Here is an 18,782-nt window from a genome sequence, read left to right on the forward strand (position 1 = left end):
CGGTGCCTGAGGGGCAGTTATGTTTGTTAAGCGCGATAGCAGTGGCGCTATTTGTGCCGTGAGCCGTGAAAAGATTGTTGGGGTTGATGAGGCCATTGCGGTTGATGCCGATGAGTTGACGCAGTTTTTACAAGCGTCTAAGCCAGAGGTGCAGCAGCGGCTCGAGCAGTCAGATTTGCAAATGGCTCGGGTAATGGAGGACGTGGTTAACTTGCTTATCGATAAGTCGGTTATCCGGTTTACGGATCTACCTGTGGCGGCGCAACAAAAATTGTTGAGCCGCCGGGAAGTGCGCGATCAGGTTCACGATAATTTTGTATGGAGTGACGACGATCATCTGTCGCTTTAATGCGCTCGTGATATTTTTATTTAATCCCGGGGCCTGTCGCACCATCGGTATCGAGTGTTGCGAGGCTCCTTTGCTCAGTTTCTGTTATAACGCCCTCGGCGATCATAATCATACCCAGTGAATGTCCGATACGACACAAGCTTTGAATGTAGGAGTGGTTGGTGTCTTGGGTGTCGGCGTCGCGAATAATAGCACTGTCTATTTTTAAGTAATCCAGGCCGATACCTTGCAGCTCTTCAATACGGGTAAATTCCAACCCTACGTGTTCTAAACCGACTTTGCAGCCTAAATCCCGCAGGGCGCGACAAAACTGTTTTAATTGTGGCATCTGCCGGATAGCGCAGCTCTCGGGAAACTCAATCCATAGAGATGAATTGATATCGGTGGTGTTACTCAATAGCTCAAGGGTCCGTGTGCGAAAGTGGGCATCGCACAGGGAGCTTTCCGAAAAATTAATCGCGCAAGGCAGTTGCTTAGCGCGGATGTCCGCTAGCGCCGAGTTTAAAACGTGTTCATCAATGTGTGCCAGCAGCCCCAACCGACGTGCCCAGCCGACAAAGTAGCCAGCGCTTTGCCAGTCGCCATCAATGTGCAGGCGCACAGGACGCTCATAGTGAATAATGCTGCCGTCGTGATCTCGTACGGGAAAGTCGCCCAGCAGAATACCATCACTGGTAATGGCCTGCTCAATACTCAAGCGCCAATCGGCTAGGTTACGCTGCAAACCTTGAGGCTGTTCAAGTGACTGCACAACAATGCCACGGTTACCTTTTTGTTCGGCAAGTGCTAATAGTCCGTCCAACCGCGATAGCAGCTGGCCTCGGTGTTCACCAATTTCTAACGGACTAGCGGCAAGCGGTAGACCAACCTGCTTGGTATCGATGTTCAGCTCAATGAGCTTGTCGTGCATTTGCTCGCTGAGTGTGTAAGCCGTCTTTTTTAGCTGCTGGGTGCCGGATAATACTAACGCAAAGTCGGTACCATTAAGGCGTCCAGCAAAACCACCGGCATCGTCTTTTGTATATTGGTTGAACGTCCGGCCTAGGCTTGCCAACAACTGGTCGACTTTATCTCGCCCTAGTTTTTGGTTTAAATCGGCAAGGTTAAGTAAGCGCACTAAGTAGATGGCTGTGTCTTGCTCTTGATCTTCTCGCACGGCGGTACTGTCTAGCAACTTTATAAAATGGTCTCGATTGGATAGGTTTGTGAGTGCGTCTTTCTGCGAGGCTACCTGTAAGCGCTCTAGTTTTTGCGTTTCTTTTTCTAGCATAGCCTTAACGCTAGCGGATAATTTATTCATGGCTCTAACTAAGCGGCGTAGCTCGCGGGTTTTGGGCTCGTTTGAGGTGATAAAATGCCGTTGTCCGATAGCCTCTGCCTGAATAACCGCTTGATTAAGAGGGCCGGTAATAAAGCGCAGTATCGCCGTGCCTATTACGCCGCAGACGATAGCCGCTACCAGTAGCCATTGCAGTAGTTGCTTGGTGCTCTGCCAGAGTTTTTGTTTGGCGTAGCGGGAGTGGCTGAGTAGCTCAATGGTGCCGTATTGTTGCCAGCCATCTTGTACTTGGGCGACTCCAGGGGACGGGGCAATATTTAACAGGCGGTTAAACCACTCGGGTACTGAGTCAGTGGCAGTACCTTGATAGTGACGTTCGGCAATCACTTTGCCGGCTGGGTCGGTAAAGCGGATGTATTGATAGTGACCGCTGTCAAACTGTGCCGCAAGTAAAAGCTCTAAAGTGACGGGTTCTTTCGGCATCTGGGTGATCGACAAGGCTAACGAGTTGGCGTTGTCGATGTTCTTAAGCTGTAACTGCTGCTCAAGATACCCTTTGGCGGTGTAGGTGCTGATAAAAAAGCTGCCGCCCATGGCCAATAGCAGTATTAAAATAATACCGATCCAGAGTTGTTTAATTAGCGACATAGTGACTCCCAGTAGGGCGGTTGCATACCGTTGTTAACATTAAAGAAACCCCTCATCACGCATCCGTTGTAATACATCGCGCCAGCGCGATAAACGCGCAGTAGGGTCGGTTTGCGATTTACTGCCGCCGAGCCACAGCCCTTGGCTGTTAAAGCTAAACACCGGGGTTAAATCGGGGCGCTCTCGGGCGGGTAGGATGGCGGGGTTGAGGTTATCCAGAATCAAAGGTTCGGCGGTGTTGTTGGCAAAGTAGCCGAGCACCATGTGCGCCTGAGCGCGGTTGCCGAGTTTGGCTTTGACGTAAATCAGTCGTAAGTTGTCCGGGGCGATTCCCAGCTCTAGCAGCGACATATATTTGGCAATACTAAAGTCTTCGCAGTCACCGCCGCGCATGCCCATCGTTTGCAGAGGTGTGGCCCAGTAATCTTTGTTGCGCCACAGCAGAATATCATCGGTAAAGGTAATACTGCGGTTAAAAAAACTATTGACGGCATCCAGCTTGGCTTGGTCTGACTGATCGGCTTGCTCGGCCAATAACCTAAACCACGCGTTTAGCAACGCCCGGCCATCATCCCCGTAATCGGTTTGCATGCGCTTTAGCAGTTGGTCGCTTTGCAATGCGGTGGTACTAATGGCCAGCAAAAGAAAGAGAGGAGCGATACTTTGACTTAGGCGAATGAAGCTCTGTCTCAATAAACCAAAAGTAACACGGACGCGGCTAGCGCAAGCGCAAAAGCGGGTGCGGCGCGGTAGTGGATTGTTGGTGTTGCGCAGGCTCAAACCATTTAGCTCAATGTTAGGCTTTGTGCTTGAGTATAACAGCAGCGTGGGCGAGGACGCAGCTGGTTAGCGGTAGAAATGCTTTGAGGGTAATGTTAGAGCGGTTAATGTAGTGTGTGCCGAGATTTGCCTCTTGGCTTGCTTGAGGTGTGGCTCGGCTGCTGCTGTGATGACTCAGATAACTCACTGAGTTGGCGCTTTAAGCGGGTAATAACGCGGCTCATCACCTCAGTGGTTTGTTCGAGTTGGTCTAAAGTAAAAAGCAGCTCTTCGGGTTCGGGGAGGTTGGGTTTGCTCATGGGGAGGTCCGAGGTTAATAAAAACAAAACCCGGGTGAATTTCATTCACCCGGGTTGTCGCGGTTAGTCCCAGCTCAGGGCGCCGCCTGTTTGGTACTCGATAACACGGGTTTCAAAGAAGTTTTTCTCTTTGCGTAAGTCCATGATCTCGCTCATCCAGGGGAAGGGGTTTTGCGCACCGGCGTACTGCTCTTTAAGGCCCAGCTGCGCTAAGCGGCGGTTGGCGATAAAGTGTAGGTACTCTTCCATCATGGCCGCGTTCATGCCCAAGATGCCCCGTGGCATAGAGTCGCGGGCGTAGGCGATCTCAAGCTCAGCGCCTTCGATAACCATTTGCGTGACTTCCTGTTGGAACTCTGCGGACCACAGGTGAGGGTTTTCGAGCTTAATTTGGTTGATGATGTCGATGCCAAAATTTAAGTGCATGGATTCATCGCGCAGAATGTACTGGAACTGCTCGGCGACACCGGTCATTTTGTTGCGGCGGCCCATCGACAGTATTTGGCTAAAGCCGCAGTAAAAGAAGATGCCTTCTGTTACGACATAAAACGCGACTAGGTTGCGCAGCAGCTCTTGATCGGTCTCGGGGGTGCCGGTGTTAAAGGTTGGATCGCCCAGCGCTTGGGTGTGTTTTAGGCTCCATGCCGCTTTTGCCGCCACTGAGGGCAGCTCGCGGTACATGTTAAACACTTCGCCTTCGTCCATGCCCAGCGATTCAATACAGTATTGATAGGCGTGAGTGTGAATCGCCTCTTCAAACGCTTGGCGCAAAATGTACTGGCGGCACTCAGGGTTGGTAATTAGCCGATACAGCGCCAAGACCAAGTTGTTGGCAACCAGGGAGTCGGCGGTTGAGAAGTAACCTAAACTGCGTTTAACGACGCGGCGCTCATCTTCGGTCAGGCCTTCAGTGCCTTTCCACAGTGAGATGTCGGCAGTCATGTTGACTTCTTGTGGCATCCAGTGGTTGGCACAGCCATCCAGGTATTTTTGCCACGCCCAGTCGTACTTAAAGGGAACCAGCTGGTTGAGGTCGGCGCGGCAGTTGATCATGCGCTTGTCGTCTACCTCGATGCGCTGGGCACCAATTTCTAATTCCTCAAGCCCCGGTGCTACATCCAGTTGCGCGAGTGACTCACGGGCTTTGCGCACCGCGTCGGTTTCAGCGTCGGCTGTCTCGGTGTCAGACGCTTGCGCTGGCGAGGCCTCGGCGGGCTTAGCTTCTGCTTTTGGGGGCTTGGCCATGGCCGCAGGATTTGGTGCGGTTTGGGCGTTTTCTTCAAGGTTAAAATCGTCCCAGCTCAACATGTTGGCGGTATCCTTTTAATCGTACTTTTTAAAAATAAGGCGAGCTACCCGGCCTTAACCGGGTAGCTATTAAACTTACTGACAGGCTTCGCAGTCCGGCTCATCGATGGAACAGGCTTTGGGCACGGGTGCGGGGGCGCTTGCCTCACTGGCGGCCGAGCTACTGGCGGCGGTCGAACCGCTAGCAGCGCCACCGGCTGACACGGCGTTAAGCGAGCCGGTGCTGATGGTCGATTTCTCGGTCGTGGTCGCCGCCAAAGCGCGCAGGTAATAGGTGGTTTTAAGACCCTGAAACCACGCCATGCGGTAGGTGACGTCCAGTTTTTTGCCGTTGGCGCCCGAGATGTACAGGTTCAGGCTCTGTGCCTGGTCGATCCATTTTTGCCGGCGGCTGGCGGCTTCGACGATCCAGCGCGGTTCTACCTCAAAGGCGGTGGCGTATAGCTGCTTGATATCGGCCGGAATACGGTCAATTTTTTGCAGCGAGCCCTCGTAGTATTTCAGGTCGTTCACCATCACGCTGTCCCACAAACCGAGTGCTTTTAAGTCGCGCACCAAGGATGGGTTGACCACGGTAAATTCACCTGACAAGTTCGACTTAACATACAGGTTTTGGTAAGTCGGCTCGATTGACTGGCTAACACCGGTAATGTTGGCAATGGTCGCGGTAGGGGCGATGGCCATCACATTCGAGTTGCGCATCCCTTGAGTCTTCACGGTTTCGCGCAGGGTGTCCCAGTCGAGGCGTTGGGTGCGATCCACTTGTAGGTAATCGGCGCCGCGCTCGCGGGCGAGAATCTCCAGTGAGTCTACTGGCAAAATACCCTGGCTCCAGAGTGAGCCGTCAAAACTTGAGTAGCGGCCGCGTTCGGCTGCTAAGTTGGATGACTCGGCAATGGCGTAGTAGCTGATCGCCTCCATTGAGGTATCGGCAAACTCAACCGCTGCCGGTGAGCCGTAAGCAATATGCTGGGCGTACAGAGCGTCTTGGAAGCCCATGATACCTAAACCAATGGGGCGGTGACGCAAGTTAGAGGTGCGCGCGGTATCGACCGAGTAGTAATTGATGTCGATGACGTTATCGAGCATACGAATCGCGGTTTTAACTGTTTTTGCCAGCTTGTCTTGATCGAGCTTGCCATCAACAATGTGCTGCGCCAAGTTGATCGAGCCGAGGTTGCACACGGCAATTTCTTCGTTGGCTTTGGTGTTGAGCGTAATCTCGGTACACAAGTTAGACGAGTGTACGACACCGGCGTGTTGCTGCGGGCTGCGCAGGTTACAGCTGTCTTTAAAGGTGATCCAAGGGTGGCCGGTTTCAAACAGCATACCCAGCATTTTGCGCCACAAGTCGAGTGCACGCACGGTTTTGTGAGGCTTAATTTTTCCCGCCGCCGCTTGCTGTTCGTAGTACGTGTAGCGCTCTTCAAAGGCGCTGCCGAACAGGTCGTGTAAGTCCGGTACATCGTTAGGTGAGAACAGGGTCCACTCTTTATCTTCAAACACGCGCTTCATAAACAGGTCGGGAACCCAGTTGGCGGTGTTCATATCGTGGGTGCGGCGGCGATCGTCGCCGGTGTTTTTACGCAGCTCTAAAAACTCTTCGATGTCCAAGTGCCAGGTTTCTAGGTAAGCACAAACAGCGCCTTTACGTTTGCCGCCTTGGTTGACGGCTACGGCGGTGTCGTTGGCGACTTTAAGAAAGGGTACAACACCCTGGGAGCGACCGTTGGTGCCCTTAATATAGGCGCCCAATGAGCGTACCGGGGTCCAGTCGTTACCCAAGCCGCCGGCAAATTTACTCAGCATGGCATTGTCTTGCATGGCGCCATAAATACCGTGCAGGTTGTCGGGCACGGTGGTTAGGTAGCAAGAGGATAGCTGCGGGCGCAAGGTGCCGGCGTTAAACAGTGTGGGGGTCGAGCTCATGTAGTCGAACGAGCTGAGCAGCTTATAAAACTCAATGGCGCGCTCTTCGCGGTTGTCTTCTTCGGCCGCTAGGCCCATAGCAACGCGCATAAAGAAGATTTGCGGCAGCTCGATGCGAACATCGTTGCTGTGAATAAAGTAACGATCGTACAAGGTTTGCAGGCCTAAGTAGGTAAACTGCAAATCCCGCTCGGGCAGCAGCGCTTTACCGAGCTTGTCCAAGTCATAATTCAGTAGCTCGGGGTCGAGCAGCTCAAGGTCTACGCCCTTGCGAATATAAACGGGCAAGGCGTTGGCATAATGCTCGTGCATTTCGGCCTGAGTGGCGGTTTCGGCGACACCTAAAAAGCCCAGTGCCTCGGCGCGTAGTTTATCGAGCAGCAGGCGCGCGGTGGCGTAGCTGTAGTTAGGTTCTTTTTCGACCAAGGTGCGGGCGGTAATAACCAGCGAGGTATTGACGTCAGAGAGGCTTACACCGTCGTATAAGTTGCGCATAGCCTCGTCGAGAATCGCTTTGTCATCGACATCTTTTAAGCCGGCACAGGCCTCGGCGACGATGGTGCGAATATGCATCATGTTCAAGGGGCCGGTAGAGCCGTCTGCATGGGTGACCTGAAGAGTGGGGTAATCAGGGTCGGCCTGAACCGGTGCATCTTCAGGGTGTTTGGTGGCGCGCAGGCGGGCGTGCTCTTCGCGGTACAAAACATAGTCACGAGCGACTTTTTGTTCGCCCGAGCGCATTAAGACTAGCTCGGCCTGATCTTGAATGTCTTCAATGTGCACGGTGCCACCTGAGGGCATACGGCGCTTGAAGGTCGCGGTGATTTGCTTGGTTAGGTTATCCACTGTCTCATGCACACGGCTAGAGGCCGCTGCGGTGCCGCCTTCGACGGCCAAAAAAGCCTTGGTCATAGCCACGGCAATCTTGCTGGCATCAAAGGGAACTACGGTGCCGTTGCGTTTGATGACGCGCAGCTGGCCCGGTGCTGTTGCCTCTAGGTTTTGATCGTTGTCACCGCCTCTGACTGGCGCGGCTTGGGACGAGTGAGTGTCTGTCTGCATGGGTGTCTCCGTGGATAATTCCCTGTTGATATCGGGTACGGCGGGGTGGCCCCGCTAGTAAAATTGTTGTTGCGTTGTGAATACTTACTACGGCCCGTGCCTTAGTGTGCCACTCGTGGCTGGCAGGGGCTGTTTTGTCGCCGATTGCTACGGTTTGGTTTGTCGATAAATTTGCGCCGGCACATTGCCTGGCTTTCGTTACGCGCCTTTACTGCTGGGCCGTGTAACGTTAATGTCTGTCGTTGCTTATGAGTGACTTGTTAGTGACTCGTTTTGTCGCCACTAATGCGACGGCATAGCGGTGTGGCTGAGGTTTGGTTGGCGCGTTATGTTGCGGTAACCTCCTGTGCTCGCGTTTCGCGCTCATGGGGTGAGCCGCTGCGAGGATTTAATACCAGAGCCTTAACACTGTACTTTTGGCCTGCCATCTTTTGACCTGCCACCTTTAATGGGTGCAACGCTTAGTTAGACTAGCCTTTGGTCTGCGGGTCTAGCTTTTAATAAAGCGTGTTCTGACAATTGTCTGCCCTGTCGTTTTCAGCACGATCTGCGCCTTTGGCCTAACCCAATTAAGGAGGCTCGGGGCTTGCGCCAGACTCAGTTTATAGCGTAGGGGCGGGCCGTTTGCTCTATCGGCTTTTTTTACCCTTAAACCCTATATATAGGTGTTTTGTAAAAGTGGGATACAAGATAATGCGGTTTGAGGGGGAATGCAAGTGCAGAAAAGCCCTCTTTTGATGTGGATAACTTGTGAGTAATTGGTGGGCGAAGTGATTACTAACGTTGCGGGCCCTCGCAGTCGTGGACTGGCGTTATAACGGGCCCGCTAGCCCAGATTAGATTAAATGTTTATGACGCGTTGCGTGTTTATTCGTTTAGATTTGACCGTCGGTGAGTGTTGCTCCACCGGCTTAAAATCGCACGGATACATAGGCGGTGGGGCCGCTAAAAGTGGCGTCAAAACTGTTGGTTACCTTGGGCTTGGTTTGTGTCACGCTGTAGTCTACCCAGCGGTAACCTGCGCCTATGCCGATATGGGAGGTAAGCGTGTAATCGATCTCGACATCGGCCGCGGTGAGGCTGCCGTCGTATTCATCGTATTTGAGCGAGAGCCAGCCTAGTGTTGAAGAGAGCGTCCAGCGCGAGCCGAGGTCGTAACTGGCAAATAGCACCACGTTAGGGAGTGGGGCGCTGACGTCACTTTTACCGGTACCGATTTCGCGGGTTGCCTCTTCGGTTTCTACTCGCGCATCAATGGTCATTGCCATATCCACGACATGCAGGCCCAGCCCTAGGTCCACCTCGGTGCTGGGTGATTGGTAGAGGTTATAACCTAAGTTAACCACGTAGACGTTGGCATCAAAGTCTGAGCGGGTCATCAAGGTGCCCTCTAGCTCGTCGATGTCTTGCGGGATATCTAAATCACCAAAGTCGAATGAAAAATCAATGGCAGTGTCGGCACCGCTAGAGAAGCTGGAGTAATTACCCCACAGTTGCCAGTTCTCACTGAGTTGCCATGTCGCGCTAAACCAAGGGTTGGTGTCGGTGTTGTCATGGCCCAAGTCTTCCAAGCTCAGCTCGGTACCCGGTTCACCGTTATCATTAATCCCTGAGGCCACTGTGACGTCGGTATTTTGCTGAAATGCGCCAAATTTAAACTGCAGCGTTGAGTCATCCGCGTAAGCGGTTGCGGTCATGGCTAAGCAGGTTAGGGTGGCAAGGCTTGCAGTACGAAAGATCATAGGTGCTCCTAGCGTATTTCTAATCATTGGTGGCGACTCATATTCGACCTGTAAAGAGTAGATTAGCCTATAATGAGTAATGTCGTCCTCTACCGTCTCACACCACATCCCCAAATTACCTGCATTTGTTAATGTATTGCTCGTAACTGCCTGAAGTTAGAGGTGCCCTTAGTGTTGTTTTTACATTTATTGCCCATATTGGCTCCGGTGTTTATTGCCACCGCCATAGGATTTATTTGGGCCCGTTCGGGTGCCGATTACCCATCGGATTTTATTGGCCGCTTGGTCATGACCGTGGGCACGCCCTGCCTAATCGTCTCATCAATGGCCAGTACTGAGGTAGAGCTTGCCAGTATATCGCGTGTCGCGTTGGCTGCGGCATTGGTGCTGGGCACCACGGGACTTTTGGGTTATTGCCTGTTGCGTATAAAGGGCCTTGATGTAGCCACCTATTTACCTCCCATGGTGCTGCCCAACAACGGGAACATGGGATTACCGGTTTGTTTGTTTGCCTTTGGCGAGCACGGCTTGGCGCTGGCACTGGGGTATTTTTTGGTGATGATCTTGATCACGTTTACCATGGGACTTGCGGTGGTGGCCGGTGGTCACGGCCCGAAGGCCATGTGTAAAGCCGTGCTAAGTCAGCCCGTGCTGTGGGCCATGTTGGTGGCCGTTGGGTTGCTGTTAAGCGATACTCCGGTCCCTTTGTGGCTGGCTAATACGCTGGACTTGCTGGGTGGGTTTGCGATTCCGTTAATGATGATTACCTTGGGGGTCTCGCTCGGTCGCTTAAAGGTCAAAAAGTTAAAGCGCAGTGTATCGTTTAGTGCATTGCGTATCGGGGGCGGTTTGGCAGTGGCCTACCTAGTGGTGGGTGCGCTGGGCTTAAGCGGCACAGAGCGCGGGGTAGTCTTGTTGCAATCGGCAATGCCCGTCGCGGTGTTTACTTATATTTTAAGCTTGCGTTACGAGCGCGACTATCAAGAGGTTGCCGCTATGGTGGTGACCTCGACTGCCATGGCTTTTATTACCTTGCCGCTGGTGTTGGCGTGGGTGCTGCACGGGGTTGCACCTTAACCGTTTGCCGTTGGTATTATTGGCGCTGCCCTTGAGTCCGTTGGGGCGATAGGATAGTCTTTGCGCGGCCCGTATTGGCAGGCCGGTAACCGCAGTGGAGTGAGAGCGCAAACGCTATGGCAAATGTACAAGAAATCGTGTTGACTTTTAGTTGTCAGGATCAACGAGGGTTGGTGGCGCGAGTGGCCAGCTTATTTGCCGAGCGCGGTTACAACATTACCGAGTCGTCCCAGTTTGAGGATACCGACTGCCGCCGCTTTTTTATGCGCACGGTGTTTGATTGCCCAGATGGCGTCAATATGGACGATATCAACGCATTGTTTGCGCCGGTTGCCGAGCAGTATCAAATGGATTGGCAAATCAGCGATACCGCTTGCAAACCCAAGGTACTGATTGCGGTGTCTCAGTGGGGGCACTGTCTTAACAGTTTGCTCAACAGCTGGAAGAATGGCTCGTTACCTATCGATATTGTCGGCGTGGTGTCTAACCATGAGGTAATGCGGCCGTTAACCGAGTGGTACGATTTGCCTTTTTACCATTTACCCATCACCGCCGAAACCAAACCCGCACAAGAGGCGGCTATTTGGCAGCTGATGCAAGAGCGCCAAGCGGATTGTTTAGTGCTCGCGCGCTATATGCAGATTTTGTCCGACGACTTGTGCCGCAAGCTTGAAGGTCGGGCGATTAATATTCATCATTCCTTTTTACCCGGCTTTAAAGGCGCCAAGCCGTACCACCAAGCTTACGAGCGCGGGGTTAAACTGATTGGCGCAACGGCCCACTTTGTCACCGCCGATTTGGATGAAGGTCCGATTATCGAGCAGGCCGTAGAGCGCGTGTCACACGTTAACTCGCCCGAGGGCATGGCCGAGATCGGCCGTGATATCGAGGCTGTGGTCCTCAACCGCGCATTGCGCTGGCACGCCGAGCACCGGGTGCTGCTCAATGGCAGTAAAACCGTGGTGTTTTCCCGCTAGATCCATCATCGGCCTTGTGGCCGCTGACACTACGACGACACTCGCCCGAGTGTCGTATTAACCCCGAGCATTGTTTTAACGATTTGCCCTAAATCGGCGCTCCGTAATGGTGCGTCGCTTTGTTTTGGTGCGCTCATACTTGTGGTTAGGCCTCTGAGGTCGTGATTTCTCTGTGTTGAATAATGCGACTTTGTTGGCCTGAAATCTGCAAATATCAATATTCAGATTACGTACCCCAGCCCTCACAGAAGGGGTTGCCGCAAAGGAAGTCCGCCATGAGCTTAAAAAGTCAGCAAATGCAATTGTCTGGGCCTGAGCGCCACTGGTTAGACTGGTTTGGCGCTAACGGTAAGTTTGCCTTACGCTGGTCGTGCCGGGTAAACCGCAACCGTTATGCTCTGATGGAACAAGCCTTCGAGAGTATTGCCAACACCCGTATTCGGTTAATGCACCAATGGGTGGAATCACAGTGGCGTCATCTAGAAAGCGTGGCTGCGCGCTTGGCGGGAGACGATGTCCAGCAAGAGACGTTGCTACCAAAGCAGCATCAGCGGATGAAAGATTGCTCCGAGTTGTTTTTGATCGACTCTACCGGTCAAGTGATTGAATCGACTTACGCCAGTCGTAAAAGCGCGCGTGATTTAGACAGTAAGGCCGTCGCGGCGGGTTTGGCCGAGCCGTTTTTACACGGGCCCTATGTGGATGCGCTAACCGAAAAAATCGGACCCTCCAGCTCTAAGTTTCACGACGCTGTCACGTTGATGTTTTATTTGCCGGTAACCTTGACCGACGGTAATCCTGGCAGCTTGTGCGCCCGTTACCCCAATGATGTGTTAAGTGATTTAATTCAGCGAGAGGCGGGGCATATTTTTACTGAGTCCGGCGATAATTATTTGTTTATGGTTGAGCCTAGGTTTGATCGCTCGATCGCAGTGGGTACGGCGCTATCACGCTCGCGCTTTGAGGACAGCACATTCTCTCACGGTGAAAACCTCAAATCTGGTATTAACACTCACTGGGGTGTGGTTGGGGTGCGCGAGCATACGGAGTTTGAAATCCGCTTTACCGACCCGGCTACCGGTCAGTTGCACCCTGGCGTGCGCGAGACCATAAAAAACGGCAGTAATTTATTTGTGACTTATCCCGGTTATTCGGACTACCGCCATATTCCCGTGATTGGCAAAGGCGTGACCTTTTCGTTAAAAGGCTCGCCCGACCGCTGGGGTATGATGTGTGAAGGCGATTTGGAAGAGGTGTATCGGTTTCGCTCGGTAACCTACACCATGATGCGTCAGTACGCCTTGTCAGTATTGCTGGTGTTTGGTGGTAATGCTCTGCTGCACAGCGTTACCGAATTGCCTTTGTGGGCAATCAACGTCGCAACGGCAGGCTTGCTTGCGGCCAGTGCTCTGGTGTTTCGTCAGCGAGGGCCGCGCCGATTAGCGCGGCGTATTGGTAAAATGACAGAGATGATTCATACCATTGCGGAGGGCGGCGGAAACTTACGCCAGCGATTGGACACTCGTAAACTCGCACCGGACGAAACCGGCGATTTAGGCCGCTGGACCAATAGCTTTATTGATAATCTCGATAATATTGTGGGTGAGGTGATCGGCGCCGCCAACGATGTAAAAAGTAACAGCGACCAAATGCTGACGCGCAACGAGCAGGCGCGCAGTAGCTCGCAAACCGTATCCAGCTCTGTCGAGCAGATGTTGGCGTTGGTGGAAGATCAAATCAGCGAGATCAGCAACGCCAGTGTGACCGCGAATCAAATGAAAGCCACCATGGATGAGGTGGTCGCGCAAGCGCGCGAGCAACTCGCACAGGTGCAAACGGGGACGCAGTCGATTCGCGATGTGGTTGAACGCTCCGCCGAGACGATTCACCGGCTCAATACACAAACCTCGGAAATCGCCAGTATGGTGACGATGATTGGTGGTATTACCGAGCAAACAAACTTACTAGCGCTCAACGCGGCAATTGAGGCTGCTCGTGCCGGTGAACACGGCCGGGGGTTTTCTGTGGTGGCCGAAGAGGTGCGCTCGCTTGCCGGTCGGACCGCTCAAGTGGCCGAAGACATCAGTGCAAAAATACTTTCGATTCAATCCGAGTCGCAAAAAGCGGCCATTTATATGGAGTCCAGCGTCGAGGAGGTCGACCGAGGTTTGCGCTTAGCTGAAGAGTCGTCCACCGATAACGCCGAGCTGCATGAGATCGTGGCACAGATGTTTGACGCCATTCAGCATATCGAGCAAACCAGCCGTCAAAGTGGTGACCGGGTGCGCGAGGTGGCGAGCTCCAGCGATGCGATGAACCAAGTGTATCGAGTGTTGCGCGGTAGCTCGGACCGCTTACAAAATACCGCCGTCACCTTGCATCAATTGGTGGACTCGTTTCAGGTTTCGGTGCGTTAAGGGCGTTACTATAGCGCTACAACCAACCCTTGTGCCGCGCAATACGCGCGGCCTCGACCCGGTTGCCTGCGCCTAGCTTGCTGATGGCCTCGGATAAATAATTGCGTACTGTCCCGTCTGACAAACAGAGTTTTTGCGCTATCTGCGCAGTGCTTAACCCTTCGTGAGCGAGCCTTAAGGCGCGGCGCTCTTTATCGGTCAATGGATCTTTATCGCCCAGCGCCTGTAGGGCTAACTCGCTCGCGATAACGCGCTCTCCTCTTTGAACACGGTAGATCGCATCCACCAATTGGTCCGAAGGGGCGTCTTTGAGTAAAAAACCACCGACGTCTAACTCCAGTGCGCGGCGAATAAAACCGGCGCGATTAAACGTGGTAATAATAATGCTGGCCAGCGGGTTTTGTTGCGCGCGCAGCCATGCGACTAACTCCAGCCCACTAAGCCCTGGCATCTCAATATCCGTTAGCAATATATCAAAAGCGTGTTCACGCAGTGCCGCTTGGGCCTGTAGCCCGTCGCTTGCCGTTGTCACTTTGAATGACGGCTCCAGCTCTAGTAGTGCGCTAAGCGCGCCGCGCAACATGGCTTGATCTTCGGCTAATAGAATCCTCATGAGGCGGGGCCTGTACTGTCTGAGTCTTTAGGTAGCGTGATTTTAACGCAAAAGCCATTGACGGTCGTAATGCTAAGTTGGCCGCCGAGTAAGTGAAGTCGCTGTCTTATGCCGGTTAAACCGTTGCCTTCGGTTAGGTCGTCGAGTGTGCCGTTGTCGCTTACGGTCATAGTGTGCATATCATCGTCATTTTTAAATGCTAGTTCACACCGGTCAGCATTGCTGTGGCGTAGCAAGTTTGTGGTTAGCTCGCGCAGAATCAGCGCTAAGGCACTGTCGGTTTTTTTATTAAGTGCCGGGATGGCACCGGTTTGCAAAAATTGTATGTTCTGTTCGCGCATACGCAGCGCTAAGTTGATGAGTTCATCGGCTAGATTAGTGCGGTGTACACCGCTAATGGTTTCGCGCACTTGACGTAAGCCGTCGCGGGTAATGGCTTGCAGTTGCGTTAACTCGTTAGCGGCTTGCTCGGATTTTTCACGCAACAGTAGCTTTTGCGCCAGCTCGGCTTTTAATGCGATGGTTGACAGGGTATGGCCTATAACGTCGTGTAAATCGCGGGCAATGCGCTCGCGCTCAAGCGATTGCGCCAGCGAGCGGATTTGCTCGGTTGAATGTTGCTCGCGTTTGGCATTTTGTACTCGCATTCGCTCGATAACGCCGATCATGCCTATGGTAGGTGCACCAATCATAATGTATAGGCTAAAAAACAAGAACGGATAGTGTAGCGCCTCGCCCAAAAAGTAGGTGCCAAGTAACACTAAACTCACGGCACCGATAAAATAACCTAGTGGTAGCATGACACCGAGAAAAAAGCCGCTGTACATAAAAAAGTTAGACGCGCCTGGCGTGATAAAAGAGCAAGCTGTGGCGATACTAAGCATCGCGATAATGGCAAGATACCAGCGGTTTTGCGGTAAGTATCGAACGCCGATATAGGTGCTGACAAAAGCGCCGTAACCGAGTAGGGCCAACACTAACGCCCACCCGCTAAGGGGAATCACAAAAATAGGAATAAAATAATAAGCGCTAAAAATTAACCAAACATAATAGAGTCGGTCATTTTTAAAGTAATGGATACTACCGGCTGTTTGCGGTTGCGTTGTTGTTAGATGGGAGTGGCTCATGCTTTGCCTCAATGTTGGGTGCACAAGTAGCCGGCGAGCGCCAGCATGAGTAAATTGGCACTCAAGGTGACTTTAGCCCATTGCTCCAGCCAAGGCGACACCTCGCACAGCAAGCTATAGGTACAGGCCGCTGTGGTTGATAAATAGTCGAATAGGGCAATAAGCATGGGTGCAGCTCCTGAGTAGTATTATTCAGGTGTTATTGTGCTTTGCCCCGAGGCGCTAAACCATTGAGCAATGTCACCCATTGCGGGTGACATTTGTCATTAATGTTAGCGAAAAAGCTTAGGCTTTAATTTGTTGCGGGTAGCGAATCGATTCGACGAGTTTTTGTACCTCTGGCGGTGCTGGAGGTGTTACTTTCCAAACCGAAATCGCCACGATCACGTTAATGACCATGCCGACAGTGCCAATGCCTTCGGGTGATATTCCCAGTAGCCAGTACTCGGGGGTGTTGGGCAGCAGAGGTTCCATCACAATGCCTTTAAATACCAAAATGTAAATCGTGGTAAACAGCAAGCCGCAAATCATGCCGGCGATGGCGCCTTCGCGATTCATGGATTTAAAGAAAATGCCCATGATAATGGCTGGAAAGAAACTTGCCGCCGCCAAACCAAAGGCAAAGGCAACCACCTCGGCGACAAACCCTGGTGGATGTATGCCGAGGTAACCTGCGACACAAATAGCTACCGCTGCGGCAATACGGGCAAACAGCAATTCTTGTTTCTCACTAATATTGGGCATTAGGTTGCGCTTAAGTAGGTCGTGAGATACAGACGTCGAAATCACCAACAACAGGCCGGCCGCCGTGGAGAGTGCGGCGGCTAAACCACCTGCGGCGATCAGGGCAATCACCCAAGCGGGTAAGCGGGCGATCTCTGGGGTTGCCAACACCATAATATCGCGGTCGATGGTCATTTCGTTGCGCTCATCGCCACTGTAAAACAGTCGGCCGTCTTGGTTTTTATCTTCCCAGGTGACTAAACCTGTGGCTTCCCAGCTGTCTATCCAACCGGGCGCTTCGGTCGCGGCTACCCCTTGGGCCTCGGGGCCATTAATGGTGTCAATCATGTTGACTCGGGCAAAGACCGCGATGGCTGGAGCTGTGGTGTATAAAATGGCGATAAAGATCAACGCCCAGCCGGCGCTTTTACGGGCGTCGCGAACTTTGGGGACGGTAAAAAACCGCACAATAACGTGGGGTAAACCAGCGGTGCCGACCATCAAAGCCGCGGTAATGCAAAACATATCGATGGTGGATTTTTTACCTTCGGTGTAGGCATTAAACCCGAGCGATTCACTTAAGCCATCGAGCTTGTCGAGTAAGTATACGCTAGGGTCATCGGCCATGGTGGAGCCCATGCCAATTTGCGGAATAGGAGAGCCGGTCATCATTAAACTTAAAAAGATTGCCGGCACCATAAAGGCAAAAATCAACACGCAGTACTGCGCCACTTGGGTGTAGGTGATACCTTTCATGCCGCCGAGTACGGCGTAAAAAAAGACAATACCCATACCGATGATAATCCCTAGGGTGATGTCGACTTCTAGAAAACGTGAAAACACCACTCCCACGCCCCGCATTTGCCCTGCAACATAAGTAAACGAGACAAAAATGGCACAAATGACGGCAACGGTACGCGCCGTTTGCGAGTAGTAGCGGTCGCCAATAAAGTCTGGCACCGTAAATTTACCAAACTTGCGCAAGTAGGGCGCTAGGCACAAGGCCAGCAAAACGTAGCCGCCGGTCCAGCCCATAAGGTAAACGCTGCCGTCGTAACCGATAAACGAGATGAGCCCCGCCATAGAGATAAATGAGGCGGCACTCATCCAATCGGCCGCGGTGGCCATGCCGTTGGCCAGCGGTGGCACATGGCCGCCAGCCACGTAAAACTCTTGGGTACTGGCGGCGCGGGCCCAAATGGCAATACCAATGTAAAGCGCGAAAGTAATGCCGACGATAAGAAACGTGAGTACTTGAACATCCATGGTTTATTCTTCCTCTACGCCGAATTTTTTATCGAGCTGATTCATCACGCGGACGTAGACAAAAATCAGTAATACGAATGTATAGATCGACCCCTGCTGCGCAAACCAAAAACCGAGTTTAAAGCCGCCTAGGCGAATGTTGTTGAGTTGATCGACAAACAAAATGCCGGCGCCGTACGAGACGGCAAACCAAATTGCGAGCAGTGTTAACAGCCAGCGGATGTTAGCGCGCCAGTAAGCTTGGGCGGCTTCTTTGGATGAAAAGCTCATAGGGGGACTCCTTTTTGTGTTTATTGTATAGCGTTGATGTTATTGCTTTGGCTCTATTATTTTAATTTTTAGGTTAGGTTCACGTGGTTAGATATTATTAATCGTAAACAATTAAACTCATTAACGACTGATTAAAAAGCTATTAATCGACAGTCGCGCGTTGGTTGGCTCTTGTGAAAAATCAAACCCGGGGCGGATCACCCCGGAATGTAAACTGGTACAAGGGTAGAGTACTAAGCGGTTGTAACGCGCCGGTATCTCTGCGATTTTTTCAAAAACCTTGGTATCAGAGTAAATATAATCGGCCGCCGGCAGCCCTACTTGTTGGGCGTCGGCCTCTAGGGCCTGCATATAGCGCTTAAAGCGCTCCTCGGTTATCGACTCAAACCCGGTGCTGCGATGGCGGTAGAAGGCGGTGCCACCGTACTGCTCGTTTAACCGATTACATAAAAAGTAAATGCTGGCCAGCTCTCGTGGGTGGCGCGAGTCAAAGTGCGGAATGCGCTGCAGCGGTTTGAGTGATGCAGGTGTTTGGGTTACCAATGAATAGCTGGACTCTACCCGGGTGATATCGCCCGGGCGGGTGTCAAACACCTTGGCCAGTAGCGGCGGTAGGGCACGCTCTAAGGCATCGGTATACACGCTGGGTGCCGGTGTCCGGTGGCCCGGAAACAGCCCCGGATCTGGTTTGAACGGCGCTTCGCTCGCTCGTTTTACCAGCCAATCTGGGTTGTTCAAAAAATCATCAATAACCAGCACCGGCTGTTGTTCGCGGCCGATGTGGCGACACTCGATGTGTGCCGAGGGGTTGGCTGATAAATTAGGTGGTGGCGTGTAAATACTGGACATGGGCGACTGTCATTATTTTTTTGTAATTATCTGGCACTATACGTTCCATCAAGGAAGGGCGCAATTG

The 18,782-nt window shown here is 52.4% G+C and carries 16 protein-coding genes; 4 read left to right on the plus strand and 12 right to left on the minus strand.

Features of this window, described 5'->3' with window-relative positions:
* Window positions 1-19: 19 nt before the first annotated feature.
* On the plus strand, window positions 20-349 hold the full coding sequence (locus ACGHAD_RS05025; RefSeq protein ID WP_339617461.1) for a hypothetical protein: 330 nt from the start codon (window positions 20-22) through the stop codon (window positions 347-349).
* Between the two features lie 16 nt (window positions 350-365).
* On the opposite strand, the gene ACGHAD_RS05030 is transcribed toward ACGHAD_RS05025, so the two are convergent.
* The 6 genes from ACGHAD_RS05030 to ACGHAD_RS05055 form a co-directional block, all read right to left on the minus strand.
* A complete protein-coding gene (locus tag ACGHAD_RS05030; protein WP_382417276.1) occupies window positions 366-2,276 on the minus strand; it encodes a LapD/MoxY N-terminal periplasmic domain-containing protein in 1,911 nt (636 codons plus the stop codon).
* 39 nt (window positions 2,277-2,315) lie between these two features.
* Complete coding sequence (locus ACGHAD_RS05035) at window positions 2,316-2,894, minus strand: transglutaminase-like cysteine peptidase (RefSeq protein ID WP_382417278.1); 579 nt, start codon at window positions 2,892-2,894, stop codon at window positions 2,316-2,318.
* A gap of 266 nt (window positions 2,895-3,160) precedes the next feature.
* A complete protein-coding gene (locus ACGHAD_RS05040; RefSeq protein ID WP_382417280.1) occupies window positions 3,161-3,355 on the minus strand; it encodes a hypothetical protein in 195 nt (64 codons plus the stop codon).
* A 63-nt stretch (window positions 3,356-3,418) separates the two neighbouring features.
* A complete protein-coding gene (locus ACGHAD_RS05045; RefSeq protein ID WP_382417282.1) occupies window positions 3,419-4,663 on the minus strand; it encodes a ribonucleotide-diphosphate reductase subunit beta in 1,245 nt (414 codons plus the stop codon).
* A gap of 75 nt (window positions 4,664-4,738) precedes the next feature.
* The gene (locus tag ACGHAD_RS05050) at window positions 4,739-7,654 is read right to left on the minus strand and encodes a ribonucleoside-diphosphate reductase subunit alpha (RefSeq protein ID WP_382417284.1); all 2,916 of its coding nucleotides are present in this window, start codon (window positions 7,652-7,654) and stop codon (window positions 4,739-4,741) included.
* A 911-nt stretch (window positions 7,655-8,565) separates the two neighbouring features.
* A complete protein-coding gene (locus tag ACGHAD_RS05055) occupies window positions 8,566-9,396 on the minus strand; it encodes a hypothetical protein (RefSeq protein ID WP_382417286.1) in 831 nt (276 codons plus the stop codon).
* A 171-nt stretch (window positions 9,397-9,567) separates the two neighbouring features.
* On the opposite strand from ACGHAD_RS05055, the gene ACGHAD_RS05060 reads away from it, so the two are divergent.
* The 3 genes from ACGHAD_RS05060 (at window position 9,568) to ACGHAD_RS05070 (ending at window position 13,867) form a co-directional block, all read left to right on the plus strand.
* On the plus strand, window positions 9,568-10,473 hold the full coding sequence (locus tag ACGHAD_RS05060) for an AEC family transporter (RefSeq protein WP_382417288.1): 906 nt from the start codon (window positions 9,568-9,570) through the stop codon (window positions 10,471-10,473).
* Between the two features lie 116 nt (window positions 10,474-10,589).
* Complete coding sequence (gene purU / locus ACGHAD_RS05065; RefSeq protein ID WP_339617469.1) at window positions 10,590-11,450, plus strand: formyltetrahydrofolate deformylase; 861 nt, start codon at window positions 10,590-10,592, stop codon at window positions 11,448-11,450.
* Window positions 11,451-11,725: 275 nt separating this feature from the next.
* Window positions 11,726-13,867: a methyl-accepting chemotaxis protein gene (locus tag ACGHAD_RS05070; protein ID WP_339617470.1), complete on the plus strand. Its 2,142-nt coding sequence runs from the start codon at window positions 11,726-11,728 to the stop codon at window positions 13,865-13,867.
* A 16-nt stretch (window positions 13,868-13,883) separates the two neighbouring features.
* On the opposite strand, the gene ACGHAD_RS05075 is transcribed toward ACGHAD_RS05070, so the two are convergent.
* The 6 genes from ACGHAD_RS05075 to ACGHAD_RS05100 form a co-directional block, all read right to left on the minus strand.
* Window positions 13,884-14,480, minus strand: coding sequence for a DNA-binding response regulator (locus tag ACGHAD_RS05075; RefSeq protein ID WP_382417290.1), 597 nt, complete (start codon window positions 14,478-14,480; stop codon window positions 13,884-13,886).
* Window positions 14,477-15,607, minus strand: coding sequence for a sensor histidine kinase (locus ACGHAD_RS05080; RefSeq protein ID WP_382417292.1), 1,131 nt, complete (start codon window positions 15,605-15,607; stop codon window positions 14,477-14,479). Before ACGHAD_RS05080 ends, ACGHAD_RS05075 begins: the two co-directional genes overlap by 4 nt.
* Window positions 15,608-15,615: 8 nt before the next feature.
* Window positions 15,616-15,774, minus strand: coding sequence for a hypothetical protein (locus ACGHAD_RS05085; protein ID WP_339617473.1), 159 nt, complete (start codon window positions 15,772-15,774; stop codon window positions 15,616-15,618).
* A 118-nt stretch (window positions 15,775-15,892) separates the two neighbouring features.
* Window positions 15,893-17,596, minus strand: a complete 1,704-nt coding sequence (locus ACGHAD_RS05090; protein ID WP_382417294.1) for a sodium:solute symporter family protein — start codon at window positions 17,594-17,596, stop codon at window positions 15,893-15,895.
* 3 nt (window positions 17,597-17,599) lie between these two features.
* On the minus strand, window positions 17,600-17,866 hold the full coding sequence (locus ACGHAD_RS05095) for a DUF4212 domain-containing protein (RefSeq protein ID WP_339617475.1): 267 nt from the start codon (window positions 17,864-17,866) through the stop codon (window positions 17,600-17,602).
* Window positions 17,867-17,986: 120 nt separating this feature from the next.
* Window positions 17,987-18,715, minus strand: coding sequence for a DUF6445 family protein (locus ACGHAD_RS05100; protein ID WP_382417297.1), 729 nt, complete (start codon window positions 18,713-18,715; stop codon window positions 17,987-17,989).
* Window positions 18,716-18,782 lie beyond the last annotated feature (67 nt).

Origin of the sequence: Gilvimarinus japonicus (assembly GCF_042847215.1) — a bacterium.
Taxonomy (GTDB): Bacteria; Pseudomonadota; Gammaproteobacteria; order Pseudomonadales; family Cellvibrionaceae; genus Gilvimarinus; species Gilvimarinus japonicus.

What these genes read in the sequence shown, in the direction of transcription:
- ACGHAD_RS05095 (WP_339617475.1), bottom strand. Translation starts at nt 17,866, where the DNA reads ATGAGCTTTTCATCCAAAGAAGCCGCCCAAGCTTACTGGCGCGCTAAC.
- ACGHAD_RS05085 (WP_339617473.1), bottom strand. Translation starts at nt 15,774, where the DNA reads ATGCTTATTGCCCTATTCGACTATTTATCAACCACAGCGGCCTGTACC.
- ACGHAD_RS05030 (WP_382417276.1), bottom strand. Translation starts at nt 2,276, where the DNA reads ATGTCGCTAATTAAACAACTCTGGATCGGTATTATTTTAATACTGCTA.
- ACGHAD_RS05040 (WP_382417280.1), bottom strand. Translation starts at nt 3,355, where the DNA reads ATGAGCAAACCCAACCTCCCCGAACCCGAAGAGCTGCTTTTTACTTTA.
- ACGHAD_RS05100 (WP_382417297.1), bottom strand. Translation starts at nt 18,715, where the DNA reads ATGTCCAGTATTTACACGCCACCACCTAATTTATCAGCCAACCCCTCG.
- ACGHAD_RS05025 (WP_339617461.1), top strand. Translation starts at nt 20, where the DNA reads ATGTTTGTTAAGCGCGATAGCAGTGGCGCTATTTGTGCCGTGAGCCGT.
- purU (WP_339617469.1), top strand. Translation starts at nt 10,590, where the DNA reads ATGGCAAATGTACAAGAAATCGTGTTGACTTTTAGTTGTCAGGATCAA.
- ACGHAD_RS05050 (WP_382417284.1), bottom strand. Translation starts at nt 7,654, where the DNA reads ATGCAGACAGACACTCACTCGTCCCAAGCCGCGCCAGTCAGAGGCGGT.
- ACGHAD_RS05075 (WP_382417290.1), bottom strand. Translation starts at nt 14,480, where the DNA reads ATGAGGATTCTATTAGCCGAAGATCAAGCCATGTTGCGCGGCGCGCTT.
- ACGHAD_RS05080 (WP_382417292.1), bottom strand. Translation starts at nt 15,607, where the DNA reads ATGAGCCACTCCCATCTAACAACAACGCAACCGCAAACAGCCGGTAGT.
- ACGHAD_RS05055 (WP_382417286.1), bottom strand. Translation starts at nt 9,396, where the DNA reads ATGATCTTTCGTACTGCAAGCCTTGCCACCCTAACCTGCTTAGCCATG.
- ACGHAD_RS05070 (WP_339617470.1), top strand. Translation starts at nt 11,726, where the DNA reads ATGAGCTTAAAAAGTCAGCAAATGCAATTGTCTGGGCCTGAGCGCCAC.
- ACGHAD_RS05090 (WP_382417294.1), bottom strand. Translation starts at nt 17,596, where the DNA reads ATGGATGTTCAAGTACTCACGTTTCTTATCGTCGGCATTACTTTCGCG.
- ACGHAD_RS05045 (WP_382417282.1), bottom strand. Translation starts at nt 4,663, where the DNA reads ATGTTGAGCTGGGACGATTTTAACCTTGAAGAAAACGCCCAAACCGCA.